Origin of the sequence: Streptomyces cinnabarinus (genome assembly GCF_027270315.1) — a bacterium.
Classification (GTDB): Bacteria; Actinomycetota; Actinomycetes; order Streptomycetales; family Streptomycetaceae; genus Streptomyces; species Streptomyces cinnabarinus.
In genome coordinates, this window is sequence record NZ_CP114413.1 from 2,833,171 (window position 1) to 2,858,162 (window position 24,992).

A 24,992-nucleotide genomic window follows, 5' to 3' on the forward strand; every position below is an offset into this window, starting at 1 on the left:
TCCACACCAAAATGGCGTCTGACCTGCACATTGAGAGCCGCGTCACACGAGAAGCGTGTACCCCACATACGACCACAACTAGCAAAAGGGGTCATTGCGGACCCCCTCCCGGGCTGCTTCTCTGGATGACGTCGCACGGCGCCGACGAGCCCCACGGGCCTCGGCGCCAACGCATGTCACCGCCACACCACGTGGCTACGACACGCAGCGACCGCCCCGTCCCCGACGAAAGGTCACCGCCTTGTCCGCCGCTTCCTTCCTCCGCAGCATCGCCACTCCGAAGAAGGCCCTCGCCGGTACCGCCGTGGCTGTTGCCGCCGCCGGCTCGATCTTCGCCGCGGCGCCCGCGCAGGCCGCCACGACCGGGGCCTCCGCACAGGCGACCGCGAAGAAGATGATCGGCGACTCGGCCCAGTACCAGTGCTTCTCCAACATCGTCGAGCACGAGAGCGGCTGGGACGTGAACGCCACCAACTCCTCGTCCGGCGCCTACGGCCTCGTCCAGGCCCTCCCGGGCTCGAAGATGGCCTCCGCCGGCTCCGACTGGAAGACCAACCCCGCCACCCAGATCGAGTGGGGCGTCGACTACATGAAGGACCGCTACGGCAGCGCCTGCGGCGCCTGGAACTTCTGGCAGGCCAACGGCTGGTACTGAGCCGAAGCCACCAGCGCATAGCGAACCGCACCCGTGTCCCCACGGGTGCGGTTCTCGTTTTTCAGTACTTCCCGCTGCCGGCCTCATCGGCTCCGATCGTTCGCGCTAGGGCCTCCCGCCCGTCGTCGTCACTCTCGCCCTCGTCAGAGTCTCGGTGACGGCGAGGGTGGCGGGGACCGGGATGTCGAGGCTTCGGGGGTGGCCGAACAGGGCCGACTCGGTGCCGATGGGGTAGCCGGTCTCCGGGTCGAACAGGGCCGTTTCCCGTTGGGTGCTGCCGTCCAGCGTCTCGGTCTGGGACACCGCGACGGCGCTTCGTCCGTTCCAGGTCGTCGTCGTGGCCACGGTCACCCCGGCGCTGTCGGCGAGGACCTCCAGCGCCGCCGCCCGGAGTCGCGGGTCCGCCGGGCCCGAGCGCGCCGCGTAGGTGAGGAGGTCGTGCACTCCGAGGACGATCATGCCGCCCTCCCAGTTCACCTTCCGCAGCTGCCGTGCCAGCTCGCGGGAGTCGGTGGAGAACGGCGCGACGGTCCCCCAGTCCGTGCCTTCCGGCGTGGGGAACTCGCCGGGCCCGAAGATCTCGTCCTCGACCCCGGTGCCCGCGATCAGGCCCGCCTCCTCGGCATCCTTGCGCTGCGCGGAATCGGGGTGGAGCGGGTCACCGTACGAGCTGCGCCGCCGACCCGAACCGTCCTTGCCCACCCAGGACTCGGTCACCGTGGGCACGGCCGCACTCGCCACGCCGCCGGGCACGTCCCCGGCCGTGTTCAGCCACCAGCCCCACGTCTTCGCATACTGGTAAGCCCCCCGCGCCACCTCGGGTTCGAGCCTGGCCACGCGCCGCGCGAAGGCGAGGAGGAACTCCCCCGCCGACCGCGCCGACCCCTCGTCGACGGGACGCAGTGACAGCACCGGAGGCGTGTAGGCGACCGGCGTCGGGGCCTCGCCGCCCGGAAGGAGATCCCGGCCGCCCACGGCCAGCGCCGCCGCGCCGACCCCCGCGACCGCCGCCCCCACGAGCAGCCGACGCCGGCCCAGCGGGAGCCGCCGAGGACGCCGGGTCTCGCGCAGCGCCCGCAGCGTGTGTTCCGCCCGTGGCGGCAGTTCGGCGCCGGCCCGCTCGACGGGTCCCGCCGGATCACCGACCGCGGTCAGGAGTTCCCGGACCCGCTCCACATCGCGCTTCACGTCGCATTCCTCTCCGCCGGCACAGGGCGCTGGTCGACAACCGCGGGACCGTCCTTCGCGAGCTCGCGCTCCAATCTGCGCCGAGCCCGGTGCAGACGTACCGCGAAGGCGGCCTTGCTGCAGCCGAGAGCCTGGGCCGCCTCGTTCGCGTCGAGGCCGTCCCAGGAGACCAGCATCAGCACTTCACGATCGCTCTCGGACAACCGCGCAAGAACCCGGGCGGCACCCAAGCGCTCCAACACCTCGACATCCGCGCCCGGTTCGCCGCCGGCCGAGTCCTCCTCGCCTCGCAATCGGCCGGCCAGCCGGTCCACCCGCCCCTGGGAACGCCGCGCGTTGGCGGCGACCCGCCGGGCGATGCCGTACAGCCAGGGCAGGGCGTCGCCCCGCTTCGTCGGCCATCGCTCCCAGGCGATGACGAAGACCTCCGAGGCGGCGTCGTCGACGAGGTCCGGGGCCAGTCTGCGCACCAGGTACCTCACCACCGGGTGGTACGCGTCCCGATACACCGCCTCGAACACGGACCACTCATCCGCGATCTCGCCCACCCGGCCTCCCCTTCCGACGATGCTCGCAGACCGTTTGTGTCCGTCACCCCGGCGCGATTACACGGGAACTCGGTTGAGTTCACAGCCTCCCGTGCTGGAACATCCGTCCGGTGGAACCGCACATACGCCCCTATCACCTCACCTGGCCCGAGGTGGACCCCACCACGCACCCCTTCGAGAGTGGGGAAGTGCTGGACGTCATCAGGGGGTTGGGGCCCGCCGGGCGAACCCCCACGCGGCCGGAATGGCCGCGGTCGAAGGACCGGGACAAGGCGTACGAGGAGTACAGGAAGCTCTGCGACTGGTCCCACACCGTGGGCTGGGAGTGGGCCGACGCCCTGACGCGGGCGCTGGTCGAGCGGTACGGGGTGTGGGCCAGTGGGTGGCGGTGGTCGCATGATGAGGGGGATCTCGGGGGCGGGCCCGTCGGGCGCTGGTGTTGCGCCCTGCACTCCGTCACCACCCCGGACGAGACCCTTGAGCGCGTCGCCGACGCCCTCCGCGAGTGGCGGGACTGGCTGGAGTTCCTCGGGCGGTTCTTCGACCGCTATCCGCTCTCCCAACTCCCCGCCGAGGACCGCCTCGACGCGTGGGAGCGCGCCACCCACCAGCTGATCCTGCACTCCCTGGACCGCACCGGCTCCGGAGACGCCTGGTACGCGCACTGCCGACAGGTCCTGACCTGGTTCCTCACCCGCTGGGACGTCGACCCGGCCACCGCCCACACCCTCGTCGAGGACGCCATCGGCGGCCGCTTCGAGAGCTGGACCGCGCCGCGGGACACCCTCGTCACCGACGTCGCCGAGCAGCTCGCCGCCTCCATCGAGACGGATGCCCAGCCCCCTGTCGACCCCGGCAACTACACCTTCACTTCCGCCCGGCTTCACACCTACCTCGACGAATGACCGCAACCACCGATCATCTCCGCACCTGGCTCGCCCTCCGCGACCAAGTCCCCTGGCACCAGGCCCGCCCCATCGCCCTCCCCGCCCCACGCCCCCACCGCGACGGCGCCGCCCACGACATCCGCACCCACGACCACGCCCGCGACCCCCGCCGCGCCGCCCACCTCCTCGCCGCCCTCTCCCGCACCCGCGCGGACGCCGCCTCCGACACCCCGCTCTCCTTCCAACTCCTCAGCTCCTGGCAGCGCCTGGTCCTCGACACCCCCGAGGCCCCCTCCTTCCGCGTCCACCCCGCCTACGCCAAAGCCGGCCGCGAGCGCTACGACATCTCCCCCGAACTCCCCGCCCGACTCGACGCCTGCCTCCGCGAGGCCGAAGCCGACGACCTCCCCCTCACCGCCCGAGCCGCCCGCGCCTACCTCGACGTCTGCTTCTTCCACCCCTTCACCGACGGCAACGCCCGCTCCGCCTTCCTCACCCTGACCTTCCTGCTGGCCCGCGCGGGCGTCACTCTCGACCAAGTCGGCCCCGTACGACGCCTCCAGCGGCGCGCCGACGACCCCCACGGCGCCCTCGCCCTCGCCGACCTCCTCGCCCTCCTCATCGCAGGCATTCGAACCACACCGTCTTCCCACCCCCACTCCAGCCCCGCCGGTCGACCCCCCACTTGTCCGCCACCTCACTGAGCAGCACCAGACCCCGGCCCCCCTCCGCGTCCGGCAGCAACCTGCCCTCCATGCACGGCACTTCGGCACACCCGTCCGCCACCTCCACCCGCACCCCCTCCTCCTGCCGCAGCACCAGCACCCGGCAACGCCGGTCCGGGACATGGCGTACGACATTGGCGACCAGCTCGGTCACGCCCAGTGCGACGACGTCGTACAGTTCCGGCAGGTCCCAATCGGCCAGCAGGGACCGGACGATCCGGCGGATGTGCCGCGCGGAGTGCTCACCCACGGTCAAGTGCAGGGCGTACTGCACCGTGTGGGGCGTGGCGAGCGCGGGGGGAATGTATTCGTTCACGGTACGAGGCTGACCTCGCGCGACTACTCTGGGCTACAGATCGAACACAACATGCTCGGAAGTGAGGGCACTTCGTGACGCACGTCAATGTTCTGGATCCGGGCGCATCGCCCCTCGACTACTACGGCTTCGAACTCCGCCGGTACCGGGAGGCCGCCGGTCTCACTCAGCGCCAGTTGGGCGAGATCGTCAACTACACCGGGTCCCTCGTCGGCCAGATCGAGACGGCCCGCAAACTCCCGACCCTGGAGTTCAGCCAGCGAGCAGACGCTGCGCTCAACACGGGCGGGTTACTGTCCCGGCTGGTCGCGCTGGTGATGCGCAGTCAACTTCCGGCCTGGTTCCAGCAAGTAGCCGAGCTGGAGGCCAGGGCGACAGAGATCTGCGCGTTCCACACGCACTTGGTACACGGTCTCCTTCAGACCAAGGCATACGCCCGCTCAGTCCTGGGCGTTCTCGACGAAACCAACCTCGACGACCGCACCGCCGTCCGGCTCGCTCGTCAGCGCATCTTCGAGAAGGACGAGCCGCCGATCTTCTGGATGATTCTCAGCGAGGCAGCACTGCATCAGGAAATCGGCAGCCGCGAGGTGATGCGCGAACAGCTCGCCCACCTACTGACCTTCGAGAACAATCCCCGAATCAACATCCAGGTGGTGCCGTTCTCGGCTGGGGCCCATGCAGGTCTACAAGGCTCGTTCGACATCTTCCGCTTCCCGAGCGATCCGACCATCGTCTACACGGAGGGTTACGGCAGCGGGCATCCAACCGCGAACCCAGCCACCGTCAAAGACTGCTCGCTCCGTTACGATCATCTTCAGGCCGCCGCGCTCTCCCTCAAGGACTCGGCGGAGTTGATCCGGCGCGTGATGGAGGACCGCTATGGAGAGCAACTGGCGTAAGTCGTCGTACAGCGGTGATCAGGGCGGCTCCTGCGTCGAGATCGCCGAAGGCACCAGCGCCATCGCCGTCCGCGACTCAAAGAACCCGGCGGGGCCGATCCTCACCCTCGACCCCGCGGCCTTCTCCGCCTTCACCACCTGGGCCGCTACAGCCGCTGAATAATCGTGCCGGTGGCCAGCCCGCCGCCCGCACACATTGTGACCAGCGCGAACTCCTTGTCCACGCGCTCCAGTTCATGCAGCGCCGTGGCGATCAGCCGCGCCCCCGTCGCCCCCACGGGGTGACCCAGCGCGATACCACCGCCGTTGACGTTGACCTTCTCCAGGCTCTGGTCGAAGACCTGGGTCCAGCTCAACACCACGGACGCGAAGGCCTCGTTGATCTCGACGAGGTCGATGTCCTTCAGGGACATCCCCGCCTTGCCGAGCACCGCCTTCGTCGCGTCGATCGGTCCGTCGAGGTGGAAGTGCGGGTCGGCGCCGACCAGCGCCTGCGCCACGATCCGGGCCCGGGGACGCAGTTTCAGGGCCCGTGCCATCCGCTTCGACGCCCACATGATGGCGGCCGCCCCGTCGCTGATCTGGGACGAGTTGCCTGCCGTGTGAATGGCTGTCGGCATGACCGGCTTGAGGCCCGCCAGCGCCTCCATGGAGGTGTCGCGCAGACCCTCGTCGCGGTCGACGAGCCGCCACATGCCCTGGCCCGCACGCTGTTCGTCCTCGGTCGTCGGGACCTGCACCGCGAACGTCTCCCGCTTGAACCGCTCCTCGGCCCACGCGACCGCGGCCCGTTCCTGCGACAGCAGCCCCAGTGCGTCGACGTTCTCGCGCGTCAGCCCCCGATGACGCCCGATCCGCTCCGCCGCCTCGAACTGGTTGGGGAGGTCGACGTTCCACTCGTCGGGGAACGGCTTGCCCGGCCCGTGTTTGGAACCCGACCCCAGCGGCACCCGCGACATCGCCTCGACCCCGCAGGAGATACCGACGTCGATGACCCCAGCCGCGATCATGTTCGCGGTCATGTGCGACGCCTGCTGCGAGGAGCCGCACTGGCAGTCGACCGTCGTCGCCGCCGTCTCGTACGGCAGGCCCATCGTGAGCCAGGCCGTGCGCGCGGGGTTCATGGACTGCTCGCCGGCGTGGGTGACCGTGCCGCCGACGATCTGCTCCACGCAGTCGGCGGGAATGCCGGTGCGGCCTAGGAGTTCACGGTAGGTCTCGCCCAGCAGATAAGCCGGGTGCAGGTTGGCGAGCGCTCCGCCGCGCTTGCCGATGGGAGTGCGAACGGCTTCGACGATCACAGGTTCGGAGGCCATGGGGGGCGGTCCTCTCGTCCAGAGGCCAGCAGGGCCTGACAAGGCACACGCACAACTAGTACGTGTTCTAGTTACCGTGCAGTCTGCTGATGTGACGCCCATCACCGCAAGGGTCTTGCAGGGGTCTCACCTGGGGCGTGATCCAACTTACGTTTGCGTTAGGCGCGTTCGGCGCTGCCTGCGGTCCTGGCCACAGCCGCTTCTTCATGATCGGGACTGTCTTGAAATGCACTACAGGGCGGCCATTCGGCCTCCCTACTGTCGATCACCATGCACTTTCGAACAGGAGTTCACTTCAGACGCACCGGACGAACCAAGCAACTCGCTTTGGCCACCGCCCTGTTACTGACCGCCGAAATCGGCATCGCCGCGCTCAGCGGGCAGGCGGCCGTCGCGGCCCCCGTTCCCGAGGACACGCAGGGCGCGGCCGAGGCCACCCAGCCCTCCGAGGCCGATGTCCTCAAGGGCGACATGCCATGGGCCGCCGCCCACGCCAAGGGATCGAAGGCATGGGCGGTCCTGGAGGCGGAGAAGACCGGCAAGAAGGTCGTCGTCACCGACGAGACGACCCCCGACTCCCTCACCGTCGCCAACCCCGACGGCACGCTCACCACCAAGATGACGCCCGGCCCCGAGCGGGTCTGGCGCGGTGGCAAGTGGCGTACCGTCGACGCCAACCTGACCAAGGCCGCCGACGGATCGGTGAAGGCGAAGCAGCACCCCAAGGGGCTGCGCCTGGCCGGGAAGGGCGGCACTGTCCCGGGGTCGCTCGCCTCCGCCAAGAAGGCCGCGGCCCGGGATCTCGTCACGCTCGGTTCCGGGGACGAGAGTGTCACGCTGCAATGGAAGGGCGGCCTGCCGGAGCCCCGACTCGACGGCACCACCGCCCGTTACGCGGATGCGGTGCCCGGCGCCGACCTGATCGTCGAGGCGACCCGGACCGGGTTCGAGCAGTTCGTCGAGATCCAGGAGCGGCCGGGCGGCGCCTACTCCTACACCCTCCCCGTCCAGGCCAAGGGGCTCAAGGCCAAGGCCAAGAAGGACGGGTCCGTCGCGTTCACCGACGCCAGGACGGGCGCGGTGCGGGCCACGATGCCCGCGCCGGTCATGTGGGACGCGACCGTCGACAAGACGTCCGGTGAGCACACCCGGCGGTCCCGCGTCGGGATGAAGGTCGTCGACAAGGGCAGCGGCCGTGTCGACCTGGTCGTCACCCCCAGCTCGGACTTCCTCGGCGACCCGAAGACTCAGTACCCGGTCACCGTCGACCCTTCGACCTCGGCCCTGGCCTCGACGTTCGACACGTACGTGCAGCAGGGCGAGACCACGGACCTGTCCACCGACACGGAGCTGGACTTCGGCAACCCCGGCACCACCAACGCCGACGGCACGCCCCGCACCGCGCGGTCCTTCATCCACTGGAACACCACGCCGATCCAGGACGCGCTGATCGTCGACACGAACCTGGCGCTGTGGAACTTCCACTCCGGCAACACCGACTGCGCCAACCAGTCGTGGACCATCTGGGACACCACCGCGGCCGGTACCTCCTCGCGCTGGACCAGCCAGCCGACCTGGAACCAGCAGTACCACTCCTCCACCCAGACCCGCGGCAACCCGGACTGCACCGGCAGCCAGCCCGACGGGTGGATCAACGCCGACGTCGACACCCTGGTGCAGAACTGGGCCTCGGCCAAGGTCACCCGCGGCTACATGGGCCTGCGCGCGGCCACCGACGACACCCGCGCCTGGAAGCGCGTCAACTCCGGCAACAACACGGCCAACCAGCCGAAGCTGAGCGTGACCTACAACTACCGGCCCTCCGACGGCACCAACCGTCAGGCCGGCGGGCCCTTCCGGTCGTACGCCGGGGTGTGGGCGGTCAACAGCACCACGCCCACCCTGCGTGACACCTTCACGGACGCCGACGGTGACACCGTCAACGGCACCTTCCAGGTCTACGACGCGGCCACCAACACCCCCATCACCACGCCCACGGGCGAGGGCCTGCTGGTCTCGGACTTCGTCGCCTCCGGGAAGCCGGCCAGTGTGACCGTCCCGGCCGGGCAGCTCAAGGACGGCAAGACCTACAAGTTCCGCACCAACGCCTACGACGGCACCCACTACAACCTCAACTGGTCCCCCTGGACCCAGTTCGTCGTCGACACCACCGCCCCCGCCGAGCCGACGCAGATCGTCTCCGCGACCTACCCGGAGAACTGGGGCGGCGGCGGTGCCGGAATCGCGGGCCGCTTCGACGTCACGACCGGCGACCCGGCCCCGTACGAGGTGCAGTACCGCTTCGACCCGTACGAGGACGACGCCGACACCTACGGCTGGGCATCGGTGCGCACCACCACACCGACGGCGTCCCGGGCGGCTGCGGCGGTCGAAGCCTCCTACACCGCGACCCCGGCCGCCGACGGCAACCATGTGACGCAGACGCGCACCGTGGACCGGGCGGGCAACGTGGGCCCGATCAAGGACTACGGGTTCACCGCCGGGAACCGGAACTACAACCGCGCGCAGAAGATCGACATCAAGCTGCCGCAGCCGGACCTGAACTCCGACGTCGCGGCGTATCTCAACGACCCGCAGCGGATTGCCGACTGGAAGCAGGGCAGCGCGTCGCGCACCCTGCGCAAGGGCGGCGAGACGGTCACCATCACGATGAAGGACAAGCGGTCGCTGGCGGGAACCCGTAAGGCAGCGAAGGAACTCGCCGATCAGAAGAGGCTACGGGCACCGTCCTACCCCGATCCGATCGTCACCGGCTCCTGGTGCCAGCCGTCGCTGTTCGGAGAGGCGCAGAAGTCGCTGATCACCCGGAACGAGGCGTGCGTCTTCTATGACCTCGACTACTCGAAGGAGTACTACCTCCACGGCATCCCGACCGAGAAGCATCGCGCTCGTTTCGAGATCGCCTTCCAGGTCAAGACCGACCGGCACAACGGGACGATCAAGACCTGGATCCAGCTGAACCCGGTCTTCAACGACTTCCCCGGGCACGACCGGTCCGTCCTGTTCGGCGACGGCAACCCCATCGCCCACATGGACTCGATGTGCTTCAGCAGCGCCTGTGAAGGGTCCTCCGGCGGCAGGGACGTGCGGAACTTCGACTTCTACGGCGACCTCAGCTGGAAGGGCGGCGGCAACGGCACGCCGGTCGACTCCCACATGGCCACCGGTACCGCCGAGCACAAGTGGGACGGCTCCACGGACGGGGCCGGCCCCTCCGACGCCGGTCTGTCCAGGAAGCTGCCAGTCTGGTTCATCTTCAACCCGGAGAGCGAGTACGAGCCGGTCGAGGGCAAGGACGACGAGATCGACGGCGGCGACGGCCGCTCGCCCGGCATCGACGTGCGCTGCGACAAGGTCGACTCCTACGGCGTGCCGGGGTGTGTGCTGACGCAGTACGTGCCCAAGTACCAGATGGACGCCGCCCGTTACCCGGCCGCCGCGGCGCACCTGTGGATGGTGCAGAACAAGTCCGCGCTCAAGGACCTCGGGACCGTCGAGAAGCCGCTGCACTACCGCCCCGACGCGGACAACGGCCGGGTGAACTCCACCTGGACGAAGAAGAAGATCCGCGCCCGCGTCTGCGGCTACTACGGCGGCACCCGCACCGACGGGTACGTCCCGACCAAGGGGTTCGTGCCGCACCCGAAGACCTATCTGCACCCGGAGTTCCGCCCACAGGTCCCCCTGCCCAACCCGGACAAGGTGAACTGTGACGAGGTGCCGTTCGCCTCGACCTACGAGACCGTCGGCCTGCCCGCAAGCGACGGCGGGAAGAACCCGGCCGGCAAGGCCGGAGGCGGCGAGTGCATCCAGACCGTCTCGGCGAAGGTCGACGACGGCAGTGAACACCTGCTGGATGACACCCGGTACGACGCGCCGACGTTCACCGAGAAGTGCGGCCGCTCCTCGATGTCGGGGTACGTCAACCAGGGTGCGATGAACAAGTACGGCAATGAGTTCCTGACGCAGATGCGGGTCATCGACGGCGACGAGTTCGCCATCGATCCGGGCGTTCTGTGGTTCAAAGGCTGCAACACCGGTGCGGCGACTCTCGTCTGCGAGATGAAGAAGCCGTAGCCGCTCCCCCTCTGCCCGGGGATCCGCCGTCCAGGCGGCCCCCGGGCAGAGGCATGGGTCAGTGGACGGGGTGCCAGTGCTCCAGCGCGTCGTCCAGCAGGGGCGCCTCGGGGTCGTCCCAGATGAGGCAGCCCCACACCAGGCCGGGCACGTCCGGGCCCATGGCGTCGGCCGGGCCTTCGGTGAGCGTGCGGTGAACGGCTTCCAGGTAGGCGGCGATCGACGGGAAGTCGGGCTTGTCGCAGCCCAGGTTGTCCGGCAGCGACCAGCGGCCGACACCGTCCGCGCCCACGTAGTGCCCGGACTCGGGGCCCGACTCGTCGCCGGTCAGCCACGGCACCACCGCGGCGCCCCACACATCGGCGCGGCCGGTCTCCGGCAGCCGCGGCCTGAGCGCGCCGACCGGGCCGAGCAGGATGCCGCCCGGCAGGAACGCCCCCGAACCGACCTCGCCCTCTTCCTCGTTGGCCTCGATGTACTGGTGCTCCACACCGCCGCACAGCCGCCACAGCGCCGCGAGGTCCGCGGGCAGCCCGAACCCGAGCTGCTGTCGAAGCAGGGAGTCGGCCGAGGCGATCTCCTCCTCCGTCGCGGGCGGCAGGAGCGAGGCGCGCGAGACGGGGGCGTGCTCGGCGAGCCAGTCGGTCATCTTCCGCCAGGCGAAAGCGACGTGCCCGGCCTCGTCGTTGCGTTGAACAGACATTCGCCCACCGTAGTCACTGCTGTTCGGTCAGCGGTGATCCTTGGCGCAATGCGGTGATCCTTGGCGCAATTCCGCGGCGGAAGCCTCTTGCGGTCTTCGGAGCCCGACGTTACTTTGCGCGATAACTGATGGTCCGTCAGATCACTACTCCCAGATCACCGCCCGAGTTGGCCGATGGCTGGAGCCGCCATGCCCTGTCCAGCGCTTCCCGAGGGGTTCGACTTCACCGACCCCGACCTCCTCCGACACCGCGTCCCCTTCCCGGAGTACGCCGAACTGCGCCGGGCCGAACCGGTGCGCTGGATCCCGCAGCCGGGCAACATCGCCGGGTTCCAGGACGAGGGGTACTGGGCCGTCACCCGGCACGCGGACGTCAAGTACGTCTCCACGCACCCGGAGCTCTTCTCCTCCTGGGTCAACACCGCGATCATCCGCTTCAACGAGCACATCCAGCGCGACGCGATCGACGCCCAGCGGCTGATCCTGCTGAACATGGACCCGCCCGAGCACACCCGGGTCCGCCAGATCGTGCAGCGGGTCTTCACGCCGCGCGCCATACGGGCGCTGGAGCAGCGGCTGCGCGACCGGGCCCAGTCGATCGTCACCGAGGCCCGCGCCCACCCCGGGCCCTTCGACTTCGTCACCCAGGTCGCCTGTGAACTGCCCCTCCAGGCCATCGCCGAGCTGATCGGCATCCCGCAGGACGACCGGGCGAAAATCTTCGACTGGTCCAACAAGATGATCTCCTACGACGATCCGGAGTACGCGATCACCGAGGAGGTCGGCGCGGAGTCGGCCACCGAGCTGATCGCCTACGCGATGAACATGGCCGCCGACCGCAAGCAGTGCCCGGCGAAGGACATCGTCACCACGCTGGTGACCGCGGAGGACGAAGGCAGCCTCGGCTCCGACGAGTTCGGCTTCTTCGTGCTGATGCTGGCCGTGGCGGGCAACGAGACCACCCGCAACGCCATCACCCACGGCATGCACGCCTTCCTCACCCACCCCGACCAGTGGGAGCGGTACAAGAGGGAGCGGCCCGAGACGGCCGCCGAGGAGATCGTCCGCTGGGCGACCCCGGTCAACTCCTTCCAGCGCACGGCCACTCAGGACACCGAACTCGGCGGCAAGCTCATCAAGAAGGGCGACCGGGTCGGCGTCTTCTACGCGGCCGCCAACCACGACCCCGAGGTCTTCGAGAACCCGGACACCTTCGACATCACCCGCGACCCCAACCCGCACCTCGGCTTCGGCGGCGGGGGGCCGCACTACTGCCTCGGCAAGTCCCTGGCCGTACTGGAGATCGACCTCATCTTCAACGCCATCGCCGACGCCATGCCGGGTCTGCGCCTGACCGGCGACCCGGACCGGCTGCGCTCCGCCTGGATCAACGGCGTGAAACACCTCCAGGTCAGCCTGGACTGAAGACCCGGGGGAGGCAGGAGCACCTCATCCCCCGCCCTGGCCCCTGCCTCCCCCGATACCCGACGCCCGATGAACGTATCCGCGCGGTACGGCGTCTTCGCTCGTGATGCTCCTGCCCGCCGAGCCGACCACCGCCAACTCCGGTGTCCGCACGGCCACCTCGCGGAACAGCCGCCTCCGCATCCCCCTGCTCGCCACCCTGCCCCTGCTCCCCCTGTACGCGCTGTGGTGGTTCCTCCTGGCCACCGGCGGCGGCGACCTCGCGGCCCAGGAGGCCTGGGCGGGCTTCGCGAGCCGGCACGGCGGCTCGGCCTACAACCTGTTCTGGTACGGCGGCATGCACACCGCCAACTACAGCCTGATCTCGCCGTATCTGATGGCCGGCCTCGGGGTGCGCACGGTCACCGTGGTCTCGGGGCTCGCCGCGTCCTGGCTGGCCGCCGTCCTCCTGATCCGCTCCGGAGTCCAAAAGCCGCTCGGCCCGGCGCTGTTGGCGTCCCTCGCCCTGTGGTGCAACGTGGCCTCGGGCCGTACCACCTTCGCCCTCGGGGTCGCCCTCGGCCTGGCCGCCTGTGTGCTCCTGACCCGTGAGCGCCGGATCGCCCTGGCGGTGGCGTACGCGGCGCTGGCGACCATGGCGAGCCCGGTCGCGGGCCTGTTCCTGGTGGTCGTGGGCGCGGCCCTGCTGGTCGTACGGGACTGGGGGCGGGCGCTCGCCCTGCTCCTCCCCCCGGCCGCCGTGGTCGGGGCGACCATGCTCCTCTTCCCGTTCACCGGCGAGCAGTTGATGCCCGCGGCCCGCGTCTGGCCGCCCGTCGTGCTCGGGCTCGCCGTCACCGCGCTGGCCCCGCGCACCTGGCGGGTCGCCCGGTTCAGCGGTGCGGTGTACGCGGCCGGGACGGTCCTGACGTATCTGATCGCCTCGCCCGTCGGCACGAACGTCGAGCGGTTCGCGGAGCTGTTCGCCCCCGCCGTCCTGCTGGCGGCCCTGCTCGGCGTGCCGGGACTGGCGAGGCTGCGGCGCAATCTCCTCGTCGCCGCCCTCGTCTTCTCGATCGCCTGGGTCGGCAAGAAGACCGCCGACGATCTGCGGGTCTCCACCGTCGTGCCCGCCTGGGCCGCCGAGACGGACGGGGTGGTACGCGCCCTGGACGGCCTCGGCGCCGACCGCACCCGGGTCGAGGTGGTCCCGGCCCGCAACCACCGCGAGGCCGTCGCCCTCGCCCCGCACATCAACATGGCCCGCGGCTGGAACCGCCAGCTCGACATGGAACGCGCCCGCCTCTTCTACGACGGCACCTTCGACGCCGCCGGCTACCGGGCCTGGCTGGACCGCTGGGCGGTCGGCCTGGTGGTCCTGCCGCTCGGCAAGCCCGACGGGTTCGCCGAGGCGGAGGCGCGGCTGATCAGCGAGGAGCGGCCCGACTGGCTGGAGCCGGTGTGGCAGGACGCGCACTGGCGGATCTTCCGGGTGCGGGACGCCGTACCGCTGGTGTCGGCGCCCGCGACCGTGGTGCGGGGCTCCGGCGCCGACCTCGTCGTCCACCTCCCGCGCGCGGGCTCGGTGACCGTGCGGGTGGCGTACTCGCCGTGGCTGCGCGCGGAAGGCGGCTGTCTGTCCCGGCGGGGCGAGTTCACCCGCCTCACGGTGAACGCGCCCGGCGAGTACCGGATCAGCTCGGAGTACGGTCCTTCAGCGGCTCGCTGCTGACGGCGGTCCGGGTGACCAGCCGGGCCCGCGGGCCCTGGAGCAGGTACGTGAGACCGAACCCGGCGCCGACGACGGCCGCGCCGCCGACCGCGTCCAGGATCCAGTGGTTTCCGGTGACGACGATCGCGGTGAGCGTGCAGAACGGGTGGAGCAGGCCGAGGGCCTTCATCCACACCTTCGGCGCCACGATCGCGATGACCAGTCCGCACCACAGGGACCAGCCGAAGTGCAGCGAGGGCATCGCCGCGTACTGGTTGGTGAGCGCGGTGAGCGTGCCGTAGTCCGGCTTGGAGAAGTCCTGGACGCCGTGCACGGTGTCGATGATCCCGAGGCCCTGCATCAGACGCGGCGGGGCCAGCGGGTAGAGCCAGAAGCCGAGCAGGGCGAGCAGGGTGGCGAAGCCGAGCGCGGAGCGGGCCCAGCGGTAGTCGACCGGGCGGCGCCAGTACAGCAGGCCGAGGACGGTCAGCGGGACCACGAAGTGGAAGGACGTGTAGTAGAAATCGAAGAACTCCCGCAGGAACCCGACCTTCACCACGGCGTGGTTGAGGGCGTGCTCGATGTCGATGTGCAGGAAGCGCTCGAAGTCGAGGATCTGCTGCCCGTGCGCCTCGGCCCGCTCCCGGCCCGCCGAGTTGGAACCGCCGGTCGCGGCCAGCCGCACCTTGGCGTAGGCGGCGTAGGTGACCCGGATCAGCAGCAGTTCCAGCAGCAGGTTCGGGCGGTCCAGCACCCGGCGCAGGAACGGCACCAGCGGGACGTGCCGGAAGCGGGTGGGGACGGGATCGGCGTACCGGGTGGGGATCGGCGTCTGGTAGTAGGGCGAGGTGCGCGACAGGAACGGCACGAAGGTGGCGGCGGCGAGCGCGGCCAGCAGCACCACGTTGTCCCGCAGCGGGTACAGCGCCGACATGTTCGGCAGCATCATCTTCGCCGGGAGGGTCATCACCAGGACGACCGCGACCGGCCACAGATACCGGTCGGCGGCCTTCTTGCCGACCCGGCCGACCACCGCGAGCAGCACCCACAGCAGCTGGTGCTGCCAGGCGGTGGGCGAGGCGACGATCGCCGCGCAGCCGGTGACGGCGACGGCGAGCAGGAGCTGTCCGTCACGGGCGTAGCGCACGGCCCGGTGGATGCCGAGGGCGGCGACGGCGGCGGCGAGCACGAGGAAGAGCGCGATCTCCAGGGGCCCGCCCAGGCCCAGTCTCAGCAGCGCGCCGTGCAGCGACTGGTTCGCCAGGTCGTCCGCGCGCCCGCCGAGCCCGGCGCCCGCCATGTGGTGCACCCAGTAGGTGTACGAGTCGTGCGGCATCGCGGCCCAGGCGAGCGCGGTGGCACCGGCGAAGGTGGCGCCGGTGGCCGCGGCGGCCTGTCTGCGGCCGGTGAACCACAGCAGCGGGGCGAACAGCAGCAGCGTCGGCTGGAGCGCCGCGGCGACGCCGATGAGCAGTCCGCAGGCCCGCTGGCCGCGCACGGCGAAACAGCCGAGCAGCACCAGCAGGACCGGGATGATGCTGGTCTGGCCGAGCCAGAAGCTGTTGCGGACCGGCAGGGACAGCATCAGCAGGCTCACCGCGACGGGGGCGGCGAGCAGGGAAGCGCGGCGGCTCACCGGCTGCGGCAGGGCGCGGGCGGCGACCAGGCCGAGGGCGACCACCAGGAGCAGGGTGCCGAAGGTCCAGCCCCAGCCGAGCGCCTGCTCGGCGGACTTGGTCAGGGGCTTGAGGACAAGTCCCCCGAAAGGAGTGCCGGTAAAGAGCGTGGAGTCGTAGAGGGAGCCGTTCACATGGAGGACGCCCTCGGGGCCGACCCAGGTCTCCAGGTCCGTCAGCCGCTCACTGCGGGGGGTGCTCAGGACGACGGTCACCTGTCGTACGGCGAGGACCGCGGCGATCAGCCACAGCCCGATGCGGGCAGCTCGCAGGCGTGCCCTGGCCGGGCCGACGGCCGTCGCTCCGAACGCGTCCGCCGCTCGCCCGCTGTGTTCCGCATTCGCCACGCCGCGTCGGCCTCCCGCCCCGTCGGTCTCGCGCGACTTGCGCGAGAGATCCCGATACGAACCCTATGGGGCTCGCACCACCCCTGGAAGGGACGCAGGCAACCCCGGATTCACCTGACGTCCGCTCGCCTTTTGTCCGAATGACGTTAGTCCGGCCCGGCTTCGCCCGCCCGCGCGGGTCGCGAGATGGATCACAATGCGGACCCCCGCCCACGGCCCGGCCCGCGCGCCCGTACCGTCTGAGGCTCGGCAGCGATCGGCGGGGGGCTTCTGAGGTGGGATGGCCGCGGGCGCGGGTCCTTGTCGTGGGGCTGCTTCTCCTCCTCGCGCAGGCCGGGAGCCTGGTGGCGCCCGCGCACGCGTGCGGCTGCGGGGCGCTGGTGCCCGGTGCCGGGCAGCGGGTGGCGGTGGACCGGGAGGAGTCCGTGGTCCGCTGGGACGGACGGCGCGAGCAGGTCGTCCTCAGGCTGCGGGTCGCCGGGGACGCGGAGCGGGCCGCGTGGATCATGCCGGTGCCCGGCCGGGCGACCGTACGGCTCGGTGACCCGGCCCTGTTCGACGCGCTGCACTCCGTCACCGCGCCGGTGCGGCGGCAGCGGTACCACTTCTGGCCGCGGGACGGGGACTGGCCGCTGGTCAGCGGCGGTGACCGGAGCTCGGGGCCGCCGCCGGGCGGGCCGGCGGGGCGTCCGGTCGGCGTGGTGGGGCGGCAGCGTCTCGGCCCCTTCGACGTGGCCCGGCTGACCGCCACCGACCCCGAGGCCCTGGACGGCTGGCTGGAGACCAACGGCTTCACGCTCCCGCCCCGCCTGGCGGGCGCCCTGCGCCCGTACGTGGACCGCCGCTGGGAGTACGTGGCCGTACGGCTCGCCCCCGAGGCCACCGGCGACCGTCTCGGCGGCGACCTCGACCCCCTGCACATCGCCTTCGCCGCCACCGAGCCCGTGTACCCGATGCGCCTGTCCCGCCTGGCCGGGAACCCGCAGTCACTGGGCCTGTACGTCCTCGCCGCGCACCGGATGGAACCGGCCTCCCGGATCGGCGGCGAACGCCCTCGGGTGACCTACGCCGGACGGGTGAAGGCGGGCTCCGGTCCGCTGGCCGAGCTGGCCTCCGGGACGCCGTATCTGACCGCCATCGGCCAGGAGTTCCCGCGCCCGGAGTCGATCTCCGCCGATCATCTGCTGCGCCGGGCCCCGACGGACGACCCCTTCCAGCAGGTGATCCACGAGGACCGGCTGCGCGAGGTGGCCGGGATCCCGGCCTGGCTGCTCACGGTCACCGGCGCGGCGGTCCTGGGGATCACGGCGGTGTCGGTGTTTCTCGTACGCCGCTCACGGCGACCGGCGGGCGACTATATTCCTTAGCAACGCTACTTAGCCGGTCTAACTAGCCATATGAAAGGCACGACTGCATGAGCGAGTCGCACCTCTGGCACGCCGTTGACGCCTACTTCACCGCTCACCTCGCACCGGACGACGAAGCGCTCCGGGCGGCCCTGCGCGACAGCGACGCCGCGGGACTCCCGCAGGTCGCCGTGACCGCCCCGCAGGGCAAGCTCCTCCAGCTCCTGGCCCAGATCCAGGGCGCCCGCACCATCCTGGAGATCGGCACCCTCGGCGGCTACAGCACCATCTGGCTGGCCCGCGCCCTGCCCGCGGACGGGCGGCTGGTCTCCCTGGAGTACAGCCCGGTCCACGCCGAGGTGGCCACCCGCAACATCGCCCGCGCGGGCCTGGACAAGGTGGTCGAGGTCCGCGTCGGCCCGGCCCTGGAGTCCCTGCCCCACCTGGCCGACGAGAACCCTGCCCCCTTCGACCTGGTCTTCATCGACGCGGACAAGGCCAACAACCCGCACTACCTGGAGTGGGCGCTGAAGCTCACCAGCGCGGGCAGCCTGATCATCATCGACAATGTGGTCCGCGAGGGCCGGGTCACCGACGCCGACAGCACGGCGCCGGACATCCGGGGCACCCGGACCGCCATCGAGATGATCGGCAGCCACCCGCGCCTGAGCGGCACCGCCGTCCAGACGGTGGGTGCCAAGGGCTACGACGGTTTCGCGCTGGCGAGGGTGCTGGCGTAGCGGGCCCTCCTCAGGCCTCGTGGTAGAAGCCGACGTTGACGCTGCGCGGGGCGGTGCGGTCGTGGACGACGATCTCGCCGCTGCCGCCGCGCGGGAGCCGGAAAGTGCCGCCGTAGGTGAGGGTCTGGGCGTACTCGCCGACGGTGAGCCGGACCTCGGAGGACGGGTCGGGCTGGGAGCCGCGCAGCCAGGTCACCTGCCAGACACCGTCCGGGCCGCACAGGAACTCCAGGTGCACCCGGGAGACGAACAGCCAGTCGTCCGGCGTGGCCAGCCGGCACACCGACTTGTCCCGGCCCACGCGGAGCACGGCGCCCGGCTCGCTGGGCGCGTCGGCCATGAGCATGCCGGCCGTGGCACCCTCCTCCGCCGCGGTGACGGCGGCCATGGTGAGTTCGAGCACGTGCGTCCTCCTGAAGTGTCCTTACTACAGCGGCCGCATACTAAATCGCCCGGCCCGACCCTGTCCGGCACAATGGAGTCATGACCGAGCGAAAGCCACCGGGCGTCCCGTTCGAGTCCTGGGTGGACAAGCAGATCCGGGATGCCGAGCGGCGCGGTGAATTCGCCCATCTGCCGGGCGCGGGGCAGCCGTTGCCGCCGGGCACGGACACCACGTACGACGAACTGTGGTGGATCAAGCAGAAGATGACCCGCGAGGGCCTGGTCTCCCTCCCGCCCACCCTCGCCCTGCGCAAGGAGGCGGAGGACGCCCTGGAAGCGGCCCTGAAGGCGCCCACGGAACACCAGGTCCGAAAGATCATCACAGAGGTCAACGCCAAGATCCGCGAGATGATGTTCAAGCCGCCGCCAGGTCCTCCGCTCGGAAAGAAGCCGTACGACGTCGAGGACGTCGTACGGCGTTGGCGCGAGGGTTCCTCAGACGCGTAGCAGCCGGTCGGCCAGCTCGCGGTAGTCCCGCAGGGCGAGCCGGAGCCGCTCGGTGTCGGCGGCGGACTCGTCGTCCTGCCAGGAGCCCCGGAGCGTGCGGCGGCGCTGGTGCAGCGCCTCGGTGACCCGCTCGGAGACCTCCTCCAGTACCTGGTCGGCCTCCTCGACGGCGGCGCGGGGGCCCTCGACGAACCCGGAGAGGGCGTGCTGGAGGCGCAGTTCGAGCTTGTCGCACTCCTCACGGCGCAGGAGCGGGGTGCTTTCGGGCATGGTCACTCAACTCCCCTTGTTCCCTGACTTGTCGAGGACGGGCCCCCGGGCCGGGTCCATCCGGCGGGACGGCTCGGCGCCCACCAGCTCCCGGAACAGCTCCCGTGCCTCGACCATGGCGCCGCGCATCTCCTCGGTGTCGACGCCCTCGCCGTGTACCGCCACGGCGCGGTGGACGCGGCGGTAGCCGTCGACATGACCGGCGTGATGGACGGAGAGCGCGGCTAGCTGCTCCTCGTGCTGTCCGCCGTCGGGGAACCCGCGGTCCCCGGCGACGTCGGCGAGCAGCCGGTCGGCCTCCCCGACGGCTTCCCGGGGCGACTCGACGAACCGCTCCTGGGCAGCCGCCCAGCGGGCCTCGTACTCCTGGCGCCGCGCGGGCTCCAACGGCCGCTCCTTGAGCGCCCCGTGCTGCCGCACCCGTTCGGCGAGCTCCCGCTCGGCCGCCTTGCTGTCACCGTCGTGCCGGGCCACGGCCCGGTCGTACTCGGGCCCGAAGCGCCGCCGCAGGCTCCGCCCCGTTCCCGGCTCCCGGGCGCGCAGAAGGACGACGGCCGCGCCGACGACAGCGAGCGCCGCTATCACGATCAAAGCGATGATGAGGCCAGTGGACATGAACGCCTTCCACGTATCTCGACCCAACCGGCCCTCCTTGCGAACCGGTACCGGGTCCGGGTAGCCCCGGGCGCCGCCGCCAAACAGCACCGTCGGACAATGCCTCCATGACCTGGACGATCGCCCCCGAACCCGCCGACTCCCCCGCCGCCACGGCGCTCTGGCGGGCGTACTACACGGAGGTCAGCGATCGCTACTACCTCCTGCACGAGGGCCGCCGCACCGACCCGGCCGAGCTGGAGCGGGAGATCGCGGCCCAGAGCTGGGACGAACTCACGCCCCCGAAGGGCGCGTTGCTGGTGGCGCGCTTCGCGGGCGAACCCGCCGGGACGGCCGGCGTCCGGCTCCTGGACCCCAGGACCGCCGAGCTGAAGCGGGTGTTCGTCCAGGAGCCCCTGCGCGGCAAGGGCGGCGCCCCGCTCCTGGTCCGGGCCGCCGAGGAGGCCGCCCGCACGATGGGCGCCGGGCGCATGGTCCTGGACACCCGCGGCGATCTGACGGAGGCCCGCGCGCTGTACGCCCGGCTCGGCTACACGGAGACCGAGCCGCACAACGACGAGCCCTATGCCGAGCACTGGTTCAGCAAGGAGCTGCTCAACTGATCCGCGTCCGGGACCCGTTGTGGGGCCGTTCGCGGTCCGAGCCGCAGAGTTCGGTGTTGAGTTCCTGGACGAGCCGGGTGAGGTCGGTCGGGCGGTCGGGGGTCCACCAGTCGCCGAGGAGTTCGGCGAGGGAGTCCTCGCGGGCCAGGGCGAGCCGGTCGGCGACCGTACGGCCCTCCTCGGTCAGGACCAGGTCCAGGCCCTCCCGGGTGGCGAGGCGGCGTTCCTCGACCTGGCGGGCCGCGGCGAGGACGACCGGGAGGGGAACCATGCTGCGCTCGGCGAGCTGGCCCGGCTCGACCCAGCCGTACTTCTTGATCCGCAGCAGGAGCCAACTCGCGCCGGGGAGAAGGTCGTAGCCGGCCCGTTCGGTGATCGTCACGTAGATCTCGCGGCGGCCCTCCCGGGTCCCCAGCACCGACAGCGCCCGGCACACCTCGTCGTAGGAGGAGCGCTCGACGGGGTTGCTGGCCAGCGTCTCGGTGATGTCCGGCGCGGTGACCGAGCCGCGCAGCCGGTCCTCCTTGAGGAACCAGGCCAGGACGAAGCCGAGGAGGGCGACGGGGGCGGCGTAGAGGAAGACGTCGGTGATGGAGGTGGCGTACGCCTCCACCGCGGCGGGCTGGAGCGTGGAGGGCAGTTCGGCGATCCCGCGCGGGTCCGCCTCCAGCGTGTCCACCGAGACCCCGGCGGGCAGTTCGGCGCCGCGGAAGGCGTCCGCGAGCTGGTCGCCGAGGCGGCTCGCGAAGACCGCGCCGAAGATGGCGACGCCGAACGAGGCCCCGATGGACCGGAAGAAGGTCGCGCCGGAGGTGGCGACGCCGAGATCCTCGTAGGCCACCGCGTTCTGCACGATCAGCACCAGCACCTGCATCACGAGCCCGAGGCCGAGCCCGAAGACGAAGAAGCAGGTGCTCATCACGAACGTGGAGCTGTCGGCGTGGAGCTGGTGGAGCAGCAGCAGGCCCAGCGTGGTCACGCCGGTGCCCGCGATCGGGAACACCTTCCAGCGGCCGGTGCGGCTGACGATCTGCCCGGAGAGCGTCGACGACAGCAACAGCCCCAGCACCATCGGCAGCATGTGCACACCGGACATCGTCGGTGTCACACCCTGGACAACCTGGAGGAACGTCGGCAGATAGGTCATCGCGCCGAACATCGCGAACCCGACGACGAAGCTGATGACGGCGGCGAGGGTGAAGGTGCGGATCCGGAACAGCTTGAGCGGCAGCACCGGTTCGGCGGCCTGCCGCTCCACGGCCACGAAGGCGGCGGTGAGGACGACGCCGAGCAGGGCGAGCCCGACGATCTGCCACGAGCCCCAGTCCCAGGTGGTGCCGCCGAGCGAGGCGACCAGCACCAGGCAGGTGGCGACGGAGGCGATCAGGAACGTGCCGAGATAGTCGATGACATGGCGCTCGGTGCGGCGCGGGATGTGCAGCGCGGCGGCGATGACGGCGAGCGCGACGACCCCGACGGGCAGGTTGACGTAGAACACCCAACGCCAGCTCAGATGCTGGGTGAACAGTCCGCCCAGCAGCGGCCCGAGCACACTGGTGGCGCCGAAGACGGCCCCGAACAGCCCTTGGTAGCGCCCGCGTTCACGCGGGGGGACGAGGTCCCCCACGATGGCCATGGACAGCACCATGAGTCCGCCGCCGCCCAGCCCCTGAAGCGCCCGGAACCCGATGAGCTGCGGCATGTCCTGGGCCATGCCGCACAGCGCCGACCCGATGAGGAAGATGACGATGGCGGTCTGGAAGAGCCGTTTGCGCCCGTACTGGTCGCCGAGTTTGCCCCACAGCGGGGTGGCCGCGGTGGACGCGAGCAGATACGCCGTGACCACCCAGGACAGATGATCCATGCCGCCCAGATCGCTGACGATGGTGGGCAGCGCGGTGGACACGATGGTCTGGTCGAGGGCGGCGAGCAGCATCCCGAGCAGCAGGGCGCCGATCGGGACGAGGACATTGCCCGGCACGTTCTCCTTGACGGCGGTGCCGTGCCGCGCGTGGGTATCCCCGGCCATACGGACCTCCCGTGGCCTCCCGAAGGGCTCGATGCACCTTCCATCGTGGTCGGTGTGGCCGGTTATGGCCTGTTGAGTCCTGTGAATCGTCTCGTTTCGGGGGGCGCGTCGCCGACGCTGTGAAGGAAATCTGCATAATCTCTGGAGTTCGCGAGGGGAGTCGCGAGGGGAGGGACAAAGAGCGTGACTGAGCAGAAGGACCACGGGTGCCCGGAGTGCGGGGCACCGCGGGGAGCCGACCACACCCCGTCGTGCGTCTGCACGGAACGCGCGTCCGAGGCCCTGCGCGACGCGCGTGAGGCCCAGGCGGCAGCGGCGGAGGACTTCAACCCACTGCGCATACGTCCGTACGTGGAGCTGGAGGGCGCCGCGGACGCGGAGCTGACGATGCCGCTGCGGGTGCCGGTGGTGCCGCCGCCGGCGGAGCCGAACGAGACCGACCTCAGCCTGTTCGAGGCACCGCCGGACGCGGACGAGTTCCCGGCGCGGGAGGATGGCCCGAGGAGCCGCCGCGGAAGGCTGTTGCTGCTGGGATCGGCGGCGGCGGTGGTGGCGGTCGTCACGGCGGCGGGCGTGGCCAGCGGCCTGTTCGGCTACGACACCCCGACCCGGGACACGGCCCTGCCGGAGGCGGTTCGGGCGAGCGTCCCCGACGGCACACCGGCACCGTCGGCCAAGGCGTCCAAGTCGCCGTCCGCATCACCGACGTCGGCTTCCCCGACGCCCTCGGCGACGCAGAGCGAGTCCCCCTCGCCGTCGGCGTCGAGCGCGTCCCCGTCCCCGTCGGCGACCACGGCGTCCCCCAGCCCGACACCGACCACGGCGCAGGCCTCGGAGGCCCCGCCCGAGGAGACGACGCCGGAGCCCGACGCCCCGGTCCTGCGCCGGGGCGACAAGGGCCCCGAGGTGACGGAACTCCAACTCCGCCTGCGCCAGCTGTATCTCTACAACGGCGACATCAACGGCAACTTCAACTGGCCGCTGGAGGACGCCCTGCGCAACTACCAGTGGAGCCGCGGCGTGGGCCGGGACGACCTGGGCGTCTACACGGCGGAGACCCGGGCGAGCCTGGAGTCGGAGACGTCCGAGCCGTAGGGCCTGCCGTTTGGATCAGCCCGGCGTCGCGGGCCCTGGCACGCGCATCCGACCCCGCTCGGCCCCTCCGACCAGCCCCCTTCTTGCAGCCGGCCTGATCCAAACGACATGCCCTGGGCCGGGTCAGCCCACGTGCAGCCGGACCCCGTCGGCGAAGGGCTCCACGCGGATCTGCGTCAGGTCCTGTACGACCACGTCCGGCCTGTGGATCCCGGCCCGCGGCCCGACCCCCACGACCCGCATCCCGGCGGCCCGCCCGGCCTGGATCCCGGCCCCGGAGTCCTCGAACACGACGCAGTCCGCGGGGGCCGCCCCGAGTTCCGCCGCGCCCTTCAGGAAGCCCTCGGGGTCCGGCTTGCTCGCGCCGACGGACTCCGCCGTCACCCGGACGTCGGGCAGGGCCAGCCCCGCCGCGGCCATCCGCGCCGTGGACAGCGCCACATCCGCCGAGGTCACCAGCGCGTGCGGGACGGCCCCCGTGACCAGGCGGGACAGGAACTCCCCGGCGCCCGGGACCGCCACCACGCCGTCCATGTCCGCCGTCTCCTCGGCGAGCATCCACGCGTTCTCGGCGTGGTTCTGCGCCATGGGCCGCTCGGGCAGCAGCAGCGCCATCGAGGCATAGCCCTGCCGCCCGTGGACGACCTTCATGACCTCGTCGCCGTCCAGACCGTGCCGGTCGGCCCAGCGGCGCCAGATCCGTTCGACGACGGCGTCCGAGTTGACGAGGGTGCCGTCCATGTCCAGCAGGAGGGCGCGGCAGGTGAGCACGGTGGTGGCCGTCATCGGCAGCTCCAAAGCACGGGGCGGCAAAGCATGGATCGGAAAGACCAAGGTGGTCCCGCCCGCCGGTCAGGGAAAACGAGCGGGATCCACTTTGTTTCTCTACGGTACAAAACCGTTCCATGATCCCGCCACCTCCCCCGGA

24 protein-coding genes are annotated in these 24,992 nt (G+C 70.8%); 13 read left to right on the plus strand and 11 right to left on the minus strand.

Annotated features, from left to right (window positions below):
- Nucleotides 1-241: 241 nt before the first annotated feature.
- Nucleotides 242-655 (plus strand): lytic transglycosylase domain-containing protein, encoded by a 414-nt coding sequence (locus STRCI_RS12820; protein WP_269659045.1) that lies wholly within the window; start codon nucleotides 242-244, stop codon nucleotides 653-655.
- Nucleotides 656-760: 105 nt separating this feature from the next.
- Here STRCI_RS12820 and STRCI_RS12825 read toward each other — a convergent pair whose 3' ends face one another.
- Nucleotides 761-1,843 carry a hypothetical protein gene (locus tag STRCI_RS12825; protein ID WP_269659046.1) on the minus strand — a complete coding sequence of 361 codons (1,083 nt, stop codon included), beginning with the start codon at nucleotides 1,841-1,843 and terminating at the stop codon, nucleotides 761-763.
- On the minus strand, nucleotides 1,840-2,391 hold the full coding sequence (locus STRCI_RS12830) for an RNA polymerase sigma factor (protein WP_269659047.1): 552 nt from the start codon (nucleotides 2,389-2,391) through the stop codon (nucleotides 1,840-1,842). The genes STRCI_RS12825 and STRCI_RS12830 overlap by 4 nt, the downstream gene beginning before the upstream one ends.
- A 110-nt stretch (nucleotides 2,392-2,501) precedes the next feature.
- On the opposite strand from STRCI_RS12830, the gene STRCI_RS12835 reads away from it, so the two are divergent.
- Together STRCI_RS12835 and STRCI_RS12840 are read left to right on the plus strand one after the other, a co-directional pair.
- On the plus strand, nucleotides 2,502-3,296 hold the full coding sequence (locus STRCI_RS12835; protein WP_269659048.1) for a hypothetical protein: 795 nt from the start codon (nucleotides 2,502-2,504) through the stop codon (nucleotides 3,294-3,296).
- A complete protein-coding gene (locus STRCI_RS12840; RefSeq protein WP_269659049.1) occupies nucleotides 3,293-3,982 on the plus strand; it encodes a Fic family protein in 690 nt (229 codons plus the stop codon). Before STRCI_RS12835 ends, STRCI_RS12840 begins: the two co-directional genes overlap by 4 nt.
- On the opposite strand, the gene STRCI_RS12845 is transcribed toward STRCI_RS12840, so the two are convergent.
- Nucleotides 3,897-4,319: an ATP-binding protein gene (locus STRCI_RS12845; protein WP_269659050.1), complete on the minus strand. Its 423-nt coding sequence runs from the start codon at nucleotides 4,317-4,319 to the stop codon at nucleotides 3,897-3,899. The two genes, STRCI_RS12840 and STRCI_RS12845, sit on opposite strands and share 86 nt — an antisense overlap.
- A 74-nt stretch (nucleotides 4,320-4,393) precedes the next feature.
- On the opposite strand from STRCI_RS12845, the gene STRCI_RS12850 reads away from it, so the two are divergent.
- Nucleotides 4,394-5,221 carry a helix-turn-helix domain-containing protein gene (locus STRCI_RS12850; RefSeq protein ID WP_269659051.1) on the plus strand — a complete coding sequence of 276 codons (828 nt, stop codon included), beginning with the start codon at nucleotides 4,394-4,396 and terminating at the stop codon, nucleotides 5,219-5,221.
- On the plus strand, nucleotides 5,202-5,384 hold the full coding sequence (locus STRCI_RS12855; protein WP_269659052.1) for a DUF397 domain-containing protein: 183 nt from the start codon (nucleotides 5,202-5,204) through the stop codon (nucleotides 5,382-5,384). Before STRCI_RS12850 ends, STRCI_RS12855 begins: the two co-directional genes overlap by 20 nt.
- Here the strand turns inward: STRCI_RS12855 and STRCI_RS12860 are convergent.
- Nucleotides 5,368-6,537: a steroid 3-ketoacyl-CoA thiolase gene (locus STRCI_RS12860; protein WP_269659053.1), complete on the minus strand. Its 1,170-nt coding sequence runs from the start codon at nucleotides 6,535-6,537 to the stop codon at nucleotides 5,368-5,370. The two genes, STRCI_RS12855 and STRCI_RS12860, sit on opposite strands and share 17 nt — an antisense overlap.
- Before the next feature lie 327 nt (nucleotides 6,538-6,864).
- On the opposite strand from STRCI_RS12860, the gene STRCI_RS43380 reads away from it, so the two are divergent.
- Nucleotides 6,865-10,635, plus strand: a complete 3,771-nt coding sequence (locus tag STRCI_RS43380; protein WP_418953329.1) for a DNRLRE domain-containing protein — start codon at nucleotides 6,865-6,867, stop codon at nucleotides 10,633-10,635.
- Nucleotides 10,636-10,693: 58 nt separating this feature from the next.
- Here the strand turns inward: STRCI_RS43380 and STRCI_RS12870 are convergent, their stop codons facing one another.
- Nucleotides 10,694-11,338, minus strand: coding sequence for an SMI1/KNR4 family protein (locus STRCI_RS12870; protein ID WP_269659054.1), 645 nt, complete (start codon nucleotides 11,336-11,338; stop codon nucleotides 10,694-10,696).
- Between the two features lie 189 nt (nucleotides 11,339-11,527).
- Between STRCI_RS12870 and STRCI_RS12875 the strand changes: the two genes are divergently transcribed.
- Nucleotides 11,528-12,763, plus strand: coding sequence for a cytochrome P450 (locus STRCI_RS12875; RefSeq protein ID WP_269659055.1), 1,236 nt, complete (start codon nucleotides 11,528-11,530; stop codon nucleotides 12,761-12,763).
- Between the two features lie 106 nt (nucleotides 12,764-12,869).
- Nucleotides 12,870-14,474 carry a hypothetical protein gene (locus tag STRCI_RS12880; protein ID WP_269664538.1) on the plus strand — a complete coding sequence of 535 codons (1,605 nt, stop codon included), beginning with the start codon at nucleotides 12,870-12,872 and terminating at the stop codon, nucleotides 14,472-14,474.
- Here the strand turns inward: STRCI_RS12880 and STRCI_RS12885 are convergent.
- Nucleotides 14,437-16,476 carry a bifunctional glycosyltransferase 87/phosphatase PAP2 family protein gene (locus STRCI_RS12885; protein ID WP_269659056.1) on the minus strand — a complete coding sequence of 680 codons (2,040 nt, stop codon included), beginning with the start codon at nucleotides 16,474-16,476 and terminating at the stop codon, nucleotides 14,437-14,439. The genes STRCI_RS12880 and STRCI_RS12885 overlap by 38 nt on opposite strands.
- Before the next feature lie 305 nt (nucleotides 16,477-16,781).
- Between STRCI_RS12885 and STRCI_RS12890 the strand changes: the two genes are divergently transcribed.
- Nucleotides 16,782-17,843 carry a DUF2330 domain-containing protein gene (locus STRCI_RS12890; RefSeq protein WP_269659057.1) on the plus strand — a complete coding sequence of 354 codons (1,062 nt, stop codon included), beginning with the start codon at nucleotides 16,782-16,784 and terminating at the stop codon, nucleotides 17,841-17,843.
- A gap of 47 nt (nucleotides 17,844-17,890) precedes the next feature.
- A complete protein-coding gene (locus STRCI_RS12895; protein WP_269659058.1) occupies nucleotides 17,891-18,562 on the plus strand; it encodes an O-methyltransferase in 672 nt (223 codons plus the stop codon).
- 10 nt (nucleotides 18,563-18,572) lie between these two features.
- Here STRCI_RS12895 and STRCI_RS12900 read toward each other — a convergent pair whose 3' ends face one another.
- The gene (locus STRCI_RS12900) at nucleotides 18,573-18,965 is read right to left on the minus strand and encodes a hypothetical protein (protein WP_269659059.1); all 393 of its coding nucleotides are present in this window, start codon (nucleotides 18,963-18,965) and stop codon (nucleotides 18,573-18,575) included.
- An 80-nt stretch (nucleotides 18,966-19,045) separates the two neighbouring features.
- Between STRCI_RS12900 and STRCI_RS12905 the strand changes: the two genes are divergently transcribed.
- Nucleotides 19,046-19,453, plus strand: coding sequence for a DnaJ family domain-containing protein (locus tag STRCI_RS12905; RefSeq protein WP_269659060.1), 408 nt, complete (start codon nucleotides 19,046-19,048; stop codon nucleotides 19,451-19,453).
- Here the strand turns inward: STRCI_RS12905 and STRCI_RS12910 are convergent.
- Both STRCI_RS12910 and STRCI_RS12915 read right to left on the minus strand, forming a co-directional pair.
- Entirely contained in the window at nucleotides 19,442-19,723 is a 282-nt protein-coding gene (locus tag STRCI_RS12910) for a hypothetical protein (RefSeq protein ID WP_418953330.1), read from the minus strand. The genes STRCI_RS12905 and STRCI_RS12910 overlap by 12 nt on opposite strands.
- A 6-nt stretch (nucleotides 19,724-19,729) precedes the next feature.
- Nucleotides 19,730-20,338 (minus strand): hypothetical protein, encoded by a 609-nt coding sequence (locus tag STRCI_RS12915; protein WP_269659061.1) that lies wholly within the window; start codon nucleotides 20,336-20,338, stop codon nucleotides 19,730-19,732.
- Nucleotides 20,339-20,445: 107 nt separating this feature from the next.
- Here STRCI_RS12915 and STRCI_RS12920 point away from each other — a divergent pair, with 107 nt between their 5' ends.
- Nucleotides 20,446-20,940, plus strand: coding sequence for a GNAT family N-acetyltransferase (locus tag STRCI_RS12920; RefSeq protein WP_269659062.1), 495 nt, complete (start codon nucleotides 20,446-20,448; stop codon nucleotides 20,938-20,940).
- Here the strand turns inward: STRCI_RS12920 and STRCI_RS12925 are convergent.
- The gene (locus STRCI_RS12925; RefSeq protein ID WP_269659063.1) at nucleotides 20,933-22,969 is read right to left on the minus strand and encodes an MDR family MFS transporter; all 2,037 of its coding nucleotides are present in this window, start codon (nucleotides 22,967-22,969) and stop codon (nucleotides 20,933-20,935) included. The genes STRCI_RS12920 and STRCI_RS12925 overlap by 8 nt on opposite strands.
- A gap of 183 nt (nucleotides 22,970-23,152) precedes the next feature.
- Between STRCI_RS12925 and STRCI_RS12930 the strand changes: the two genes are divergently transcribed.
- Complete coding sequence (locus STRCI_RS12930) at nucleotides 23,153-24,064, plus strand: peptidoglycan-binding protein (RefSeq protein ID WP_269659064.1); 912 nt, start codon at nucleotides 23,153-23,155, stop codon at nucleotides 24,062-24,064.
- Between the two features lie 123 nt (nucleotides 24,065-24,187).
- On the opposite strand, the gene STRCI_RS12935 is transcribed toward STRCI_RS12930, so the two are convergent.
- Nucleotides 24,188-24,850, minus strand: coding sequence for an HAD family hydrolase (locus STRCI_RS12935; protein ID WP_269659065.1), 663 nt, complete (start codon nucleotides 24,848-24,850; stop codon nucleotides 24,188-24,190).
- Between the last annotated feature and the right edge of the window lie 142 nt (nucleotides 24,851-24,992).

What these genes read in the sequence shown, in the direction of transcription:
- STRCI_RS12925 (WP_269659063.1), bottom strand. Translation starts at nt 22,969, where the DNA reads ATGGCCGGGGATACCCACGCGCGGCACGGCACCGCCGTCAAGGAGAAC.
- STRCI_RS12875 (WP_269659055.1), top strand. Translation starts at nt 11,528, where the DNA reads ATGCCCTGTCCAGCGCTTCCCGAGGGGTTCGACTTCACCGACCCCGAC.
- STRCI_RS12860 (WP_269659053.1), bottom strand. Translation starts at nt 6,537, where the DNA reads ATGGCCTCCGAACCTGTGATCGTCGAAGCCGTTCGCACTCCCATCGGC.
- STRCI_RS12905 (WP_269659060.1), top strand. Translation starts at nt 19,046, where the DNA reads ATGACCGAGCGAAAGCCACCGGGCGTCCCGTTCGAGTCCTGGGTGGAC.
- STRCI_RS12840 (WP_269659049.1), top strand. Translation starts at nt 3,293, where the DNA reads ATGACCGCAACCACCGATCATCTCCGCACCTGGCTCGCCCTCCGCGAC.
- STRCI_RS12915 (WP_269659061.1), bottom strand. Translation starts at nt 20,338, where the DNA reads ATGTCCACTGGCCTCATCATCGCTTTGATCGTGATAGCGGCGCTCGCT.
- STRCI_RS12935 (WP_269659065.1), bottom strand. Translation starts at nt 24,850, where the DNA reads ATGACGGCCACCACCGTGCTCACCTGCCGCGCCCTCCTGCTGGACATG.
- STRCI_RS12895 (WP_269659058.1), top strand. Translation starts at nt 17,891, where the DNA reads ATGAGCGAGTCGCACCTCTGGCACGCCGTTGACGCCTACTTCACCGCT.
- STRCI_RS12855 (WP_269659052.1), top strand. Translation starts at nt 5,202, where the DNA reads ATGGAGAGCAACTGGCGTAAGTCGTCGTACAGCGGTGATCAGGGCGGC.
- STRCI_RS12880 (WP_269664538.1), top strand. Translation starts at nt 12,870, where the DNA reads ATGCTCCTGCCCGCCGAGCCGACCACCGCCAACTCCGGTGTCCGCACG.
- STRCI_RS12910 (WP_418953330.1), bottom strand. Translation starts at nt 19,723, where the DNA reads ATGCCCGAAAGCACCCCGCTCCTGCGCCGTGAGGAGTGCGACAAGCTC.
- STRCI_RS12920 (WP_269659062.1), top strand. Translation starts at nt 20,446, where the DNA reads ATGACCTGGACGATCGCCCCCGAACCCGCCGACTCCCCCGCCGCCACG.
- STRCI_RS12870 (WP_269659054.1), bottom strand. Translation starts at nt 11,338, where the DNA reads ATGTCTGTTCAACGCAACGACGAGGCCGGGCACGTCGCTTTCGCCTGG.